This is a genomic window from Calothrix sp. PCC 7507 (assembly GCF_000316575.1).
In the GTDB taxonomy this organism is placed as follows: domain Bacteria; phylum Cyanobacteriota; class Cyanobacteriia; order Cyanobacteriales; family Nostocaceae; genus Fortiea.
Map to the genome: position 1 here is coordinate 6843442 of NC_019682.1, position 14541 is coordinate 6857982.

Genomic DNA, 14541 nt, shown 5'->3' on the forward strand with positions numbered 1-14541 from the left:
CAAATGCGGTGCAACATCATATCGCGAGGTCTAGGGGCGCGGAAACCGTTATTGTTGCGAGCAAAAAGTACACACCACGAAAGCGGGGACTGCCCAAAAGATAAAAGGTCAATCAGGTATTTTTCAACCGCGTAATGTATAAAAGCAAACAAAAATTCGGCGTGAACGCTCAGTCGAACGCTGCTTGCACTACAAAATAAATCTGCTAAATCGCGATGCACCCTGCATTGCTTTTTAATAGACAATAATTGCCCACATACTCACACCTAAAGCAACAGACGCTAGGTGTTGCCATAGCATCACAGTAAATGTTTGTCGGGCGATTTTTTGCGTCAACACTATTGTGAGAATTAAGGAAGAAATCAGGGTAAAACCTTGTAAAAAAGCAATGACGGCTGGATGAGCTACTAATATCGGTAAATGGTCATTATGCAGACCAAAAGTAGCAAAAGTCACGGGTAAAATTCGCCCTCCTTCTCCCAACCCTAAACGCAAATAATGAGCCAATGTGCCTCCTAGCACTAATGGTAGGTAGCCATAGGCAAGTTCTACAAATGATTTAGGCTTACGGCGAAAATTCAACAGTTGCATCAAGCCATGTGCAGCAAAGGGAATAGTCGCGGGGAGAGTCACAACCAATAACGACAATCCCAAGTGTTGCCAAAACTGGCTTAAATCGAATTGCAATCCCAACAGAGATTGTAGTTCTGGTAAGCGATGCAGGTAAATACCACCCAAAAGTAAAAACAACAATGCGACTTCATAGCTGCGGGGTACGTGAGTTGTCCACAGTTCAATTCCAGGGGGACGCAAGTTAAACTCAACGGAACGATGGGGACAGGCTTTGAGACAAGTCATGCACAGCACGCAATCACGGTTATCTTCCAACTGCGCTGGGTGAGAATAGACAGGACAGCCGTTGGTTTCCATTCCTTCGCCCTTTTGCGGTCCGCCTTTGTAGCATTGATAAGTGGTGCAGGTGGCGGAACATATGCCCTGTTGGGCGCGGAGTTCGGTCATTGAGAGTTTGGCAAATAATCCATTCATCCCGCCAATGGGACAGAGATAGCGACACCAAAATCGCCGCTCAAATAAAGCTGAGAAAATCATTGCCCCAGCGGTGATTAATAGCAATAAACAAGCGCTAAGATAGGCTGTATTTTCTAAATGCCAGAGTTCTTCCCACAAGAAAATCAGGGTAAATAGCCCAAAGATAAACCATCCGCCCCATTTTTCGGCTTTCTCTCTAGGCCAGCGTTTGAGTTGGCGAGGAAATAACCACAAAGATAGCTTTTGGGTAATTTCTCCATAAATCATGAAGGGACAAACGGCACACCAGACACGACCTAAAAAGGGAAAGAGAAAGAGGAAGAAAGGCCACCAACCAGCCCAAAATAGAGTTAAAACGAAATTGCGATCGCGTGTTTGCGGCCCAATAAATAACACCCCCACGATGAAGGCAAACGCCGCTGCAGTAAAGCCATAGTTAATGCGATCGGGCCACCAAGAACTCCGCAAAAATCGCCGCAAGTCCGGATAGAGATTCAACAGATTGACGCGGAATTGTTTTTTCTTCGCTTCGGCTGACCAGAAAATTTCTTCTGTGAGTTCACTGGTGTTTCCGGCTTGGGCGATCGCTCTTTCTACTAAATTTTTTAATTCCTTCAAATTGCCAGGAAAATCATAAGACTGTAAGCGCCGCAGTGCTTCTGGCGTAATGTACGGTTTGGGAATACCCCTCGCCCGGACGTAAAGGCTGGTGTAATATTCTACCTGGGCTTTGATATCCGCTTTTCGCACCCGCAGCGGCGGCACTTTAATAATATGACCAATGCAGCGTTCAATGGTCGATTGAGTTTTTTCCGCAACAAGTAAAATGCGGGCTTTACTGATATGGGGTGTAGCAGGTGGCTCTCCGGAACGAGTAACTGGCGTATATTCACCTGTTTGTAGCCACTTGGCTACAGACGGTACTAGCTCTGTTGGTAACTCTTGAATGTTGTTGAGAATTAAAGAGCCTTCCCCCAACCATTCCAACAGTCCTGGTTTACCCCCAGCACGACCAAATAAATCTGCACCGCTAGTTTGGAGAATACCACAATTGATTTTAATGATCGGTTCTCGTCGCTTTGGTGAACCAAAATGAATCAAGGCGGCTATATTGTCTTTTTCTAATCCTGGTTCCCCGAAAATTTCTACTGACTCACGGTCAGCCGAGGCTTCTCTAATTTGCTCACGCAGACGCATTGCATAGCGGCTTGTACCGACAATTCCCCGTTGCGCTTTGGTAACTAAATATGGTCGCAAGGCTACAGAACGTTCTTGTTCGTAGCTTAAAGCAGATGTCATCTGTGCCAATTCTTGAGCTAATTGGCGAGAAAAAGCGCGAGTAATTTCCGGGTATTCGGTGACTAATGAGCGGAATTTAGCCGCAGGTACAACCCACACATGACATTCTGTCAAGGTCGTAATTGTGAGTGGGGTTAACTCATCTAATAGCAATTCCTGGAGGTTAATAACTGCTCCCGAAAGGAACCCACAAGCTAAGGCTGGGTTGGTTTGATTGGTCGTACTGCTTTCAATTTGACCATCTATGAGAATGTAAAGTGCTTCTGGATGGGTGCTTTCGCTAACTAAGTTGGTGTCCTCTGGGATAACTTGTTCTTCTAAAACTTGGGCGATCGCATCTAATACCTCCGCTGAGAGAATTCCTAAAGTTGTGCGTTCTTGTAGCCATATCACTTTGTCTGGAGATGTCATGATAGTTTCTCCGTTTAGGCCGCTGTATAAAAGGAATTATCCCTGAAAGGCATAACAAAATATCTACGGATTGGGGATTGGGGAAGAAATAACTTAATGACCCTTGACTCCCTATTGCCTCTTGCCTTCTTTTAATGACTGTTATCAGTAAATTTTATAGGTCAGATAAGTTTTTCTCTATCTTCATATTTAGCAATGTGAACTTTTACTTTTAGTAGCAAACTGCAACTTTATGTAAATTTAGTAGCATATGTAACAAAAATTTATTTAGTTGAAACTTAGTATACTTAGTTACATTAAGTCAAAGTCACATCTTTAATTGTGAAGAAATAGTGTGTTTGTAAAGTTAAGTTTTTAACTTAGCTCTACACGGTTAAACCTTATATGGGATAAGGCTTTATCAGCAAATAAACTAAATAAACATCCGACTTGTAAAAAATCAAAATTAATAACACACCACTGAATTTTTACCATAATTACAGTCAGTAACTCATGGCTTTATGTACTCTTCAGATTGTACCTGCATCAAAAATATTGTTCAATAGAAGTAGTCTTATGCAAAGTATGAGATATCAATAATAGACATCTATGTATAAAGAATTTAAATATAATTACGGAATCAAAAGATGTATTCCTTGTAGTAGATAGATAAAAAATATTTGTCATATTAAATTAAAATGAAGATTAATCAAGGTTCCTAAATCTTTCCGGTAAAAGTGCTAGGCGCAAACTAAGAACCGCTTGAGACGTTTTTACAATCAGCAACAAACAAACTATGAACGCTACCACTGAAAAACGCATCGCTTTAATTTCAGTTCACGGAGACCCGGCGATTGAAATTGGGAAGGAAGAAGCTGGAGGGCAAAATGTTTATGTCCGTCAAGTGGGTGAAGCACTAGCGCAGCTAGGATGGCAAGTTGATATGTTTACCCGTCAAGTAAGTGCAGAGCAAGACACGATTGTTCAGCATAGCCAAAATTGTCGAACCATTCGTTTCAAAGCTGGTCCTCTTGAGTTTGTGCCGCGAGACAGTCTTTTTAGCTATCTGCCAGAATTTGTGGAGAATCTGCTCAAATTCCAAAAAGAAACCGGCACTCGATATCCATTAGTGCATACTAATTATTGGCTCTCCAGCTGGGTAGGGATGCAGTTGAAGACCATTCAAAGGAGCAAACAAGTCCATACTTATCACTCTTTAGGTGCGGTCAAGTACAACACGATAGAGAATATTCCCCTAATTGCCAGTCAGCGATTAGCCGTAGAAAAAGAAGTGTTGGAAACAGCAGAAAGAATCGTCGCCACGAGTCCGCAGGAGCAGCAACATATGCGATCGCTCGTTTCCACTAAAGGCAATATTGACATCATTCCCTGTGGTACAGATATTCAGCGGTTTGGTTCAGTTGAGAGAGCAGCCGCCAGAACCGAGTTAGGAATTAATCCAGAAGACAAAGTTGTCTTGTATGTGGGACGTTTCGACCCGCGCAAAGGTATAGAAACCATTGTCCGCGCCTTGCGACAGTCTAAGTTGTATGGGTCGAAAAATCTCAAGCTGATTATTGGTGGTGGTAGTACTCCCGGAAATAGCGATGGTGATGAACGCGATCGCATTGAGGGCATTATCAACGAATTGGGTTTGAGCGACTTTACCACCTTACCCGGTCGTCTGAGTCAAGAAATTCTGCCAACATATTACGCTGCGGCTGATGTTTGCGTCGTTCCCAGCCACTACGAACCCTTTGGACTCGTGGCCATTGAAGCTATGGCCAGCGGCACACCAGTTGTTGCTAGTGATGTCGGCGGACTTCAGTTTACTGTAGTTTCCGAAGAAACTGGTTTGTTAGCACCACCGCAAGATGCAACAGCCTTTGCAGAAGCTATCGACCGAATTTTGTTAAATCCAGAATGGCGCGACCAATTGGGTCAAGCAGGCAGAAAACGGGTCATTGAAAAGTTTAGTTGGGATGGTGTAGCTCATCAACTTGATGGACTTTACACCCAGATTTTGCAACAAGCAGCTAAACAACCAGCGTTGCTCGCCAAATAATATCGTGTTTGGTGCAGGCTTATCATTAAGACTGCAAAGGGGCAGGGGGCAGGGAGCAGGGGAAGATGAGGGAGAAATACTTATTCCCTATTCCTCATTCCCCCTGCCCCATTCCCTTGTGATAGCGCAGCGTCTTGTAGAGAGGCACGAGCGTCTGCCCTGCGATGCCCTGAGCTTGTCGAAGGGAGCGGTCGTTGGGTGGGTGGAGTTTTCATGTCATATCAGTCTCAATCAGACACGATAGCATATACTGAGCATCGACCTTTGAACGAACGCGAGTTTCCATGCAACCAGTTGACTTCACCACCCTTACAGCTACTTGTAGCGAATTACGTGCTAACTGGCTGCCCTCGCGGACAGAACAGGTTTATCAGCGCGATCGCTACACCATTGCCATAGCATTACGCACCCTAAAAAAGCGGGATTGGCTACAGATTTCTTGGCATCCCCAAGCCGCACATATTTGCATCGGTGATCCGCCACCGCGATCGCCAGATACCTTCACCTTTAGCCAACAACTAATACACCAATTGGGTGGTTTGGCACTGGTGGAAATTGCCGCGATCGCCCCTTGGGAACGTGTTATTGATTTACAATTTGCCCGTCGTCCCGGCGAAAGTCCCCTATATCACGTTTACGCGGAAATCATGGGCAAATACAGCAACGTTATCCTCACCGATGCCAACAATATAATTATCACCGCTGCCCATCAAGTCAGTCAGCAACAATCCAGCGTCCGTCCCATCCAAACCGGACAACCTTATGAAACACCACCCAAGCTGACTGGCCCTGTTCCTAGTTTGAGCGAATCCCTAGAACGTTGGCAAGAACGAGTTAGTTTAGTACCCGGAGTCATCAAGCGTCAGTTACTCAAAAATTACAGCGGCTTGAGTGCCGCATTGGTAGATTCAATGGTGTATGCAGCCAATTTACCACCAGAAACTACCACCGATAACCTCACTCACCAGGATTGGAAACGGCTATTTGAGAGGTGGCGAGAATGGCTAGAAGCTTTGGAGTTGAAAAAGTTTCATCCTGGTTGGACTGAGTCTGGTTATACTGTCATGGGTTGGGGTGCAACAACAAGCGCAGCAGACATCCAAGAATTAATCAACCGCTATTATACCGACCAAATCAATGCACAGTTATTTTCCCAACTGCGACATCAGTTAAGCCAGAAGCTCAATAATATTCTCGTTAAGTTGCGGAACAAGGGTAAAACCTTTGAGGAACGCTTACAGCAATCAGATCGAGCTGATGATTATCGGCAAACAGCAGATTTATTGATGGCTAACCTGCACAACTGGCAACCAGGGATGAAAGAAATTATCCTCCCTGACTTTGATGATGGCAAGCCAACAGCGATCGCCCTCCAGCCCGATAAAAATGCTGTGCAAAACGCTCAAGGTCTTTATAAACAACACCGAAAACTGAAACGCGCTCGTGCCGCTGTAGAACCGCTACTATTTGATGTGAATGCCGAAATTGATTATTTAGAGCAAGTAGAATTAGCGATATCTCAGATAGACAAATATCAAACAGCAGAAGATTTACAAGCCCTAGAAGAAATTCGCGAAGAACTAATTGGGCAAAAATATCTAGAAGATCCAGAATACCGCAACCGTAGTTTAAATGAAAACGCCAACACCAACTTTTACCGTTACCGCACCCCCAGCGGCTTTGAAGTATTAATCGGTCGCAACAATCGCCAGAACGACCAACTTACTTTCCGCGTCGCCGGAGATTATGACCTGTGGTTCCATGCTCAAGAAATTCCCGGGAGCCATGTATTACTGCGTTTAGAACCAGGTGCTGTTCCAGAAGAGGCTGATTTGCAATTTACTGCTAATCTTGCTACCTACTACAGTCGCGCTCGTCAGAGCGACCAAGTACCAGTCGTTTATACTCAGCCAAAGCACGTCTACAAACCCAGAGGAGCCAAACCAGGAATTGCCATTTACAAGCAAGAGCGCATCATTTGGGGACAACCACAGGCAATAGGCAATAGGTAACAGTCAACAGGCAACCGTCATTCTCCCTCATCCCCCCAGTCCCCAGTTCCCAGTCCCCAGTCCCCAGTCCCCTAACTTCTCTTCCCTGCGATATTTGGAATTCTTCTGAAAGATAGAGGCTAATTAACTTTGGCAGGATCTTTTTTTGGTAAATCTTTACAAAAAAACTGTGTTGGCTGTTACAATATTGTTAAGAAAAATTGCCCGCCACATTTTGGGAACGAGCAATTTGGCTTTAACTCTAATTGAGAAGACAACGCGAAAAATATTTTGATACCAGCTGTGGGAAGCTGGTTTTTTTTTAGTTTTAGAGTTGAAGAAGTTTTTCTTAACTGACTTGATACGGGCTTTACTGATACTTCCTCTTTTAAAACCCTTTCTATGGCTAATACTTAGTCAGGGTATTACTAAGAGTGATAACACTGATAAAAAACACTAAATTTAGTTGTTCTACTTCAGTATTTTCCACATAATTATGACTAAATTTTAGGATCATGTCAAGAAAAAAAGACGCAAAGTGTATTTGAGTCTTCTTTTCTGGAAATATAAAAAATTAGAAACTAAATGTTGTTCTCAGGGCACCAATGACAACAGAATCGTTGCTACTATTATGGTCTGGTGCTGTCAACCAGATAATTCCTGGGGTAATGGTGATGTTATCACTCACCTTATACTGATAAAACGCTTCCACGTGATAGGAAGTATCTTTATCTTTGGAGATTTCACTGATACTGGAACTTGTAACTTTAGGTTCCATCCCTACAATAATGCCAGCCAAGTTACCTTTTTTACCAAGGTCAGGAAATCCCAACGTAATGGCATAGTTCCAGATATCAACATCTCCACGGCTAATCAGCCCTTCGGCTGTGGATAAGTTAGTAGCATTGGTGTAGCCAACCCAACCACCTAAGACAAATTTACTACTGAGGGCGAAGGATGCTTGTAAACCGTAGGAATTACTGGAAAAAGGTACGGATGCAGGTTCTTCACTACCTGTTAAATTTTGCACGACTCCACCAAGAAATGTGCGGGGGTTAGCGGCGTTGCTACCTGTACCGAGTTCTTGATTATAAGCATTAATGTAGGTCAAGCCAACGGTGAAGCGATCGCTTGGTTTAATAGTTAGTTGCGCTAGCGCACCATATCCACCATTGAACAAACCGTTATTAGCCGACGGATCGTTAGCTGAATTGGCCAAATAACCTAAACTGAGTGCGAATTTATCACCAAACTCGTGGGTGATTCCCAACCCCGCGCCATCCATCTGATAATAAATTGGGTTGCGGGTGCCAAAAGTGGACAAAGCACCAGAACTACCGTCACCATCAAAAATATTGACTGTATCAGTAATATCGTCTGCTGCACCTGCATTAGCGATCGCAATTACCTGTGTTTTTTCACCCAGCGGAAATTGGTAATATAATGCATCAATCGTGGCATTAGTAGTACCATCTTCACCTGCAAAGGACAAACTACCTTCCGGTGTGCCAATGTTGGGGCCAAGAATATTATTAGTCTGGATTCTGGTAAAGAGTGTATCTTTTCCGGTGAAGCTGGTTACAAATTCAATCCGTGCCCTTGCCCCAAGAGTTGTATTCTTATCTGTAATTTCTGCGTCGTTGACTCTGTCACCCGACAAAACATCACTGACTACTGCAACAACTTCCCCTTGCAATTTGGTTGTGGTGGAAAATTGATTTGCTTCTAACTCAGCAGTTTTAGCTTCTAGCGCATCTACACGTCCCCGTAATGTCGCCAGTTCTGCTGCAAAATTTTCTTGCAGCCTTTGCAGTGTGGCTAAATCTTCTTTTGTTACTAAATCATCTGTGGCGGTAGCAATTAGTTCGTTGACACGATCTAGACAAGCATTCAAACCAGCCGCAAACTCATAGCGTGTAAGTGCGCGATTCCCACGATAAGTGCTGTTTGGGTAGCCTGCAATACACCCATATCGCTCAACCAGCGACTGTAAAGCTTGGAATGCCCAATCTGTGGTTTGCACATCTGAAAGTTGAGATACTGAGGTAACTTGAGCCATTACCCTCTCTTGAGTAAAATTATCAACTTTTTTTGCTGGGCTAGTTACAGTTAGTGGTTCACTTATTTCCAAAGATGTTGGTGTTTCTCCTGCAACTGCAGTACCAGCGAAATATATCATGACACCACAAAGTGCTGGACTAAGCAACAGAGATGTCCATAAGTTTTGCATTTTTTTCCTCACACTAACAGACAGTAAGTACCCACACCGCGCTGAAGTTACAGCCGATTTTATTAAAAAGTATTCTCAATATATTATCAGGATTCAGCATTTTGTTTTCACAACAAGAGCTAAAAAATCGTCCTCTAGCGGGTCAGACTGAAACACAAATGTGACTATTCTCTGAGAAACATGGTTGTAATTGCCTACACATTGCGTGAGAATGAGAATTATTATAATATTAAAGTTAACATCAGCGTCATTATCAATAAAAATTTTGACCAAGGTAGAGCAAAAATCTTTTCGGAGGAACACATACTGTGATTCGGACTTGTATAGAACTTAAAATAGGTAGACCAAGTAGCTGTATCCTGACCCTAATTGCTCTATTCACATTGTCAATTACTACTGGTTGTAGCGAATCAAATACGAATCAGGGAAAGACTGCTGCACCTTCACCACAAATACAAGAGGCCGCATCCACAGCGTCACAACAATTGCCAAAAACCAAGATAGTGACGACATTTTTACCAATCTATTGGTTTACAAAAGCAGTGGCTGGAGATGCAGCCAATGTAGAAATTTTAGTGCCTCCGGGTACAGAGGTACATGAGTATCAGGCTAAACCAGAAAATGTGAAAGCGATCGCTACTGCAAATGTGTTAGTAAAAAATGGTTTGGGTTTAGAGGAATTTCTCGAAGCAACTGTCAAAAATGCCCAAAATCCGAAATTAACTGAAATTGACGCTAGTAAAGGGATTAAAGCCTTAGAAGCAATTTCACCCGTTGTGAAAACAGCAAAAGCAGAAAAAGATCACAATCATGAAGCTGCTAATCCTCATGTTTGGCTAGATCCAGTTTTAGCAAAACAACAGGTAACAAACATTCGGGATGGATTAATTACGGCTGATCCTCAGAACAAAGTTACTTATGAGAAAAATGCAGCGGCTTATATTCAGGAATTAGAAAATTTAAACAACGAATTTCAGCAGACTTTACAGAAAACTCCTAACTGCACCTTTGTCACTTTCCATGATGCATTTCCTTACATAGCTAAACGCTATAATCTCAAGCAAGTTGCTGTAGTAGAAATTCCCGAAGATCAACTTTCTCCTACGGATGTGCAAAATGCAGTCAATGCAGTGAAAAAATATAAAGTTAAAGCTCTATTTAGCGAACCAGGAGTAGATAATAAATTGCTGAAAAGTCTCTCTAAAGATTTAAATTTAAGTTTAAATACTCTAGATTCTTTGGAAACAGGCAAGACAGATCCACAGCATTATTTCCACGCAATGAAAGCCAATTTACAAACTCTGGAAACAGCGTGTAAATAATTGTTCACGGTTGACGGTTAGCAAATGACCAATGACTAATGACATCACCAATTCTAAAAGTAGACAAATTAACTGTATACCAAGGTAATTATCTAGCCCTTCGGGATGTTTCTTTTGAATTATTACCAGGGACAGATACCGCCATAGTTGGACCAAATGGTGCTGGCAAGAGTACTTTGGTAAAAGCAATTTTAGATTTAATTCCGCGAAGTACAGGCACTATTGAAATATTCGGTCGGCCAATGACGCGATTGGGGCATTTACACCAGTTATTGGCTTACATGCCGCAACATTTTATTTTTGACCGCAGCTTTCCTATTTCTGTCAGTGAATTAGTGGGATTAGGATGGGTAAAGACTCCCCAGAAATCTCAACAAAAAAGTTTGTTCTTGAAAAAACTGTGGCGACCAGACAAGCAGAAATCAGTAGCAATAGTAGAGTCTTTAAGGCGAACCGATGCTTATCATCTACGTCATCAAACTATTGGTACTCTCAGTGGTGGTCAACTTAAGCGGGTATTATTGGCTTACTGTTTGGTAATGCCTCGGAAACTTTTGATACTAGATGAAGCTTTTGCTGGGGTGGATGTACAAGGTACAGCAGATTTTTATGCTTTGCTAAATGAATTAAAGCAGCAGGAAGGTTGGACAATATTACAAGTCTCTCATGATATTGATATGGTCAGCCGCCATTGCGATCGCGTCCTTTGTCTCAACCAAACGGTCGTCTGTACTGGTAAGCCAGAAATTGCCCTTTCACCACAAAACCTATTAGCAACCTATGGCCCAAGCTTCAGTCGATATCAACATCAACACTGAAGAATTTGTCAAGAGTCAAGAGTCAAGAGTTATTCCCCCACTTCCCCAGTCCCCAGTCCCCAGTCCCCAGTTCCTAGTCCCCAGTCCCCAGTCCCCAGTCCCCAGTCCCCAGTCCCCAGTCCCCAGTCCCCAGTCCGCTATGTATAATTGCTTAATAAATTGGCTAGCGGTCACTAATAGTAGTGATTTGATCAGCTTACTACAATTTCCTTTTATGCAGCGGGCGATCGCAGGTGCTGTGTTGATGGGAATCCTTGGTGGCATGTTAGGGAGTTTTGTCACCTTGCGTCAGCTATCTTTTTTCAGCCATGCGGTTGGTCATGCAGCCTTAGTCGGCGTGGCGTTAGGCGTACTGCTACAGATAAATCCGACTTGGATGCTGTTGCCATTTACCTTAATTTTTGGCGTGATTGTTCTCTACTTTATCGATAAAACCGATTTAGCTAGTGATAGCGTCCTCAGTATAGTCCTCTCAGGCGCATTAGCGATCGGTATAATTCTTACTAGCCTCATTCAAGGATATCGCGGTAACTTGATGGGAGTGCTTTTCGGGGATATTCTCGCAATTGATGCCACAGATTTGATGTTGACGCTGCTTGTGCTAATGGGAGGCAGTATATTCTTGTTATCATCCCTGCGACAACAAATTTTGTTGACTTTAAATGTGGATGTGGCACAGGTTCAAGGTATTCCCGTCCAATTGTATCGCTATGGATTTGTAGTGTTGCTGTCTCTAGCCGTTGCCGTGGCAATTAAAGCTGTAGGCGTTTTGCTAGTAAATGCCTTTTTGGTAATTCCCGCCTCCACTGCCAAACTTATGAGTCAAAACTTTACCCGCTTTTTAGTCATGTCAGTGATCATCGGTTCTATCAGCAGCGTTGTAGGGATGATGGTTTCGGGTATCTTCAACCTAGCTTCTGGCCCTAGTATCGTTCTAGTCCAATTTTTGGTATTCGTAGTTGTTTTGATCGGAGTCAAGTTGACAGCCAAGGTAGCATAAACTTTTTTGCTTCAAGCACTTGCAAAATCTTTGTTTGTTTGCTATGTTTATTAATCGTGGCCTGCAGGCAAAAACGCAAGCAAATATCCCCGCCGGGATAGCTCAGTTGGTAGAGCAGAGGACTGAAAATCCTCGTGTCACCGGTTCAAGTCCGGTTCCTGGCATAGTTTACAGCACAATATCAAGGGGTCTTGACTAAAACTCATAAATTTTGTTTAGGCAAGGTTTAGGGTAAACGCCAACTCAGTGTGACTCGCACTCCTCAGATCCCCGACTTCTTGAAGAAGTCGGGGATCTAGTCTCCCAGATGACACGATGATTTTAGGCGATCGCTCTATTTTATTCACAAGTGAGCAATAAGTAAATCACGAGTCATTTCAATACAAGTAAGTCGGTGCAATAAAAGCAAACTGCGTGAAGAAAAGTAAATAAGGCTCAAACCCTTCTAACTATTGCCTATTGCCTTATCCCAGCGACAATTCTTGACGCCGAGTTACTTAAGAATGACTATTAAATAATTCCACCAAGGATTGCAAGTTAGCTGTGAATAATGCTTCTAAGTCTAAGTTATTAATATTACCTGCGGTGACAAGTAATAACTTGTAAGGCTCTTTAATTGTCAAAATTAGAATCTTGGGTAATTACTATACGATTATCCCGTATTGAAACAGCATTTATTTCTGTATCTGATGTAGCATTTTTCTTAAGTAAATCTTTTGTATGGATTGTATCGTATACCCGCAGATTCTAAGAATCGAGCCAGTCTAACAGGCAATTGAGCATCGACAAGAAATTTCATGAAGCAATTTTATATATACTTTTAACTTGGCTCAAGCGAACGGCAAATTGGAGAGATGCGAGAATATCTTCCCGTTCTAAATCGTCATAATCTGCTAAAATTTCATCAATTGTCATGCCAGAGCTAAGTAATTCGAGTATCAATTCAACAGGATAACGAAGTCCCCTAATACAAGGCTTGCCGTGGCAAATGTCAGGATTATAGGTAAGCGTTGTAAAAGGTTGCTGCTCATCTTGATTGTTTTTTATAGAGCATACATTTATATAGTCTAGTTTATATCTCCAACTTCGTAAAAGTTCTCCGGGATATAGGGAATGTGATACCTATGGGGGTAAACTAGGCACTTTTCAATATATGGATTTTCGTTTAAATCGCTAAAAATAGGGAAGCCAAGCCACAGATGTTTCTTGTTGTAGAAGATCACCCGGAGGTAGCCCAAAACAACTGTGATTTCTTGAGAAAATTCGACCCCTCTGCTATTTGTGCGATCGCCAACACTCCCCAAGAAGCACTACAACATCTATAAATAGAGACACCAAATTTAATTGTCCTCGATTTACAATTTGTTACACCCTCTGGCTCTCAGTCAGCTAAATCTGCTTTCCAACTATTAGAGTTAATTTTTGATGCTTATTCCTCTCTAGATATCCTCATCTATAGCAGTGAACCCAGTTGGCTGATCAAACTTGTTAAATCTATTAATCATCACGACAGCGGTTTTGTAGTTTTGATTTATGTTTTGGTACTCAGTTGACTAAGTTGAACGTTCTCTAATTATGAATTTCCCAAACACTTCAAACGCCCAGACTGATGAAGTCTGAGCGCTTGAATCATAGGTTGCAGAGTCAATTCTGCTAGTTATCGAAATTAAGCGGGCATCATTTGCATGGATCTGCAAGACTCTGCACACTTACGGCACGCTGCAGCACATGCCATCATTTTCGCATCATCGCGCATCATTTCACAAGCCATTGCACAGCGATCGCACATTTCTGCACAAAGCATACAAGTGCGTCCCATGAACTCAGAACCGCCCATCATCATGTTCATACACATCATGCACATTTCCGAGCAGTCGCGCATCATGCTCATCATGCTCATGTCCATATACTTACCACCTTTGCTCATGCAGTAAGTCATGGTTTCCATGCACATTTTGTGGCATTCCATGCAAGCGTTCATGGAAGTTTGCATTTCGGTAGTCATGGATTCGGTCATCATCATCATCATAGGAAATAACTCCTGATTTTTTGATGGTATGGAGGGTTATCCTTGCTAGGACTACTTATTACATTAGACCCAACCTTTTAATGAGTCAATAGGGTATTTTCCGGGAATTTATCAGCCAATTATCTCTATATGATTACCGAAAATTCATTTTAATTCCACATAACTTAGTGTATTTTTTTAGAAATTTCTTATAAACAGAGACTTGTAAACTCCCCCAACTAAGTGGGGTTTATGAAAACTCTAAGCTTTTCCAGTTTATATCAAGATTTTGACTTAATTATAAAAAAATATTAATGTCAATTTTTTTTGACAAGATATGGTTATATTAGGCATTTATGAAGTTCTAT

12 protein-coding genes and 1 tRNA gene are annotated in these 14541 nt (G+C 42.4%); 7 read left to right on the forward strand and 6 right to left on the reverse strand.

Annotation, left to right across the window (positions count from 1 at the left end; all coding sequences use genetic code 11):
• Positions 1 to 234: 234 nt before the first annotated feature.
• Positions 235 to 2760, reverse strand: coding sequence for a 4Fe-4S binding protein (locus CAL7507_RS29345; RefSeq protein WP_015132122.1), 2526 nt, complete (start codon positions 2758 to 2760; stop codon positions 235 to 237).
• Positions 2761 to 3535: 775 nt separating this feature from the next.
• On the opposite strand from CAL7507_RS29345, the gene CAL7507_RS29350 reads away from it, so the two are divergent.
• Complete coding sequence (locus tag CAL7507_RS29350; RefSeq protein WP_015132123.1) at positions 3536 to 4804, forward strand: glycosyltransferase family 1 protein; 1269 nt, start codon at positions 3536 to 3538, stop codon at positions 4802 to 4804.
• A 284-nt stretch (positions 4805 to 5088) separates the two neighbouring features.
• Positions 5089 to 6816 carry an NFACT family protein gene (locus CAL7507_RS29355; RefSeq protein WP_015132124.1) on the forward strand — a complete coding sequence of 576 codons (1728 nt, stop codon included), beginning with the start codon at positions 5089 to 5091 and terminating at the stop codon, positions 6814 to 6816.
• A 553-nt stretch (positions 6817 to 7369) separates the two neighbouring features.
• Here the strand turns inward: CAL7507_RS29355 and CAL7507_RS29360 are convergent.
• Positions 7370 to 9025, reverse strand: coding sequence for an iron uptake porin (locus CAL7507_RS29360; protein WP_015132126.1), 1656 nt, complete (start codon positions 9023 to 9025; stop codon positions 7370 to 7372).
• A gap of 308 nt (positions 9026 to 9333) precedes the next feature.
• On the opposite strand from CAL7507_RS29360, the gene CAL7507_RS29365 reads away from it, so the two are divergent.
• From CAL7507_RS29365 to CAL7507_RS29380, 4 genes are all read left to right on the forward strand, one after another.
• Entirely contained in the window at positions 9334 to 10347 is a 1014-nt protein-coding gene (locus tag CAL7507_RS29365; protein WP_015132127.1) for a metal ABC transporter substrate-binding protein, read from the forward strand.
• A 38-nt stretch (positions 10348 to 10385) separates the two neighbouring features.
• Entirely contained in the window at positions 10386 to 11165 is a 780-nt protein-coding gene (locus CAL7507_RS29370; RefSeq protein ID WP_015132128.1) for a metal ABC transporter ATP-binding protein, read from the forward strand.
• A 139-nt stretch (positions 11166 to 11304) separates the two neighbouring features.
• Positions 11305 to 12165 carry a metal ABC transporter permease gene (locus tag CAL7507_RS29375; RefSeq protein WP_042342585.1) on the forward strand — a complete coding sequence of 287 codons (861 nt, stop codon included), beginning with the start codon at positions 11305 to 11307 and terminating at the stop codon, positions 12163 to 12165.
• Between the two features lie 91 nt (positions 12166 to 12256).
• Positions 12257 to 12329: transfer RNA gene (locus CAL7507_RS29380), tRNA-Phe, on the forward strand.
• 333 nt (positions 12330 to 12662) lie between these two features.
• Here the strand turns inward: CAL7507_RS29380 and CAL7507_RS33555 are convergent.
• Genes CAL7507_RS33555 through CAL7507_RS29385 form a run of 3 tightly spaced genes read right to left on the reverse strand, consistent with a single transcriptional unit; the run spans position 12663 to position 13227 of the window.
• Positions 12663 to 12788 (reverse strand): hypothetical protein, encoded by a 126-nt coding sequence (locus CAL7507_RS33555; protein WP_255348327.1) that lies wholly within the window; start codon positions 12786 to 12788, stop codon positions 12663 to 12665.
• Positions 12778 to 12909, reverse strand: a complete 132-nt coding sequence (locus CAL7507_RS33315; RefSeq protein WP_369750954.1) for a DUF5615 family PIN-like protein — start codon at positions 12907 to 12909, stop codon at positions 12778 to 12780. The genes CAL7507_RS33555 and CAL7507_RS33315 overlap by 11 nt, the downstream gene beginning before the upstream one ends.
• 51 nt (positions 12910 to 12960) lie before the next feature.
• Positions 12961 to 13227, reverse strand: a complete 267-nt coding sequence (locus CAL7507_RS29385; RefSeq protein ID WP_369750955.1) for a DUF433 domain-containing protein — start codon at positions 13225 to 13227, stop codon at positions 12961 to 12963.
• A 137-nt stretch (positions 13228 to 13364) separates the two neighbouring features.
• Between CAL7507_RS29385 and CAL7507_RS33560 the strand changes: the two genes are divergently transcribed.
• On the forward strand, positions 13365 to 13490 hold the full coding sequence (locus CAL7507_RS33560; protein WP_255348328.1) for a hypothetical protein: 126 nt from the start codon (positions 13365 to 13367) through the stop codon (positions 13488 to 13490).
• Between the two features lie 341 nt (positions 13491 to 13831).
• Here the strand turns inward: CAL7507_RS33560 and CAL7507_RS29390 are convergent, their stop codons facing one another.
• A complete protein-coding gene (locus CAL7507_RS29390; protein ID WP_015132130.1) occupies positions 13832 to 14194 on the reverse strand; it encodes a hypothetical protein in 363 nt (120 codons plus the stop codon).
• Positions 14195 to 14541 lie beyond the last annotated feature (347 nt).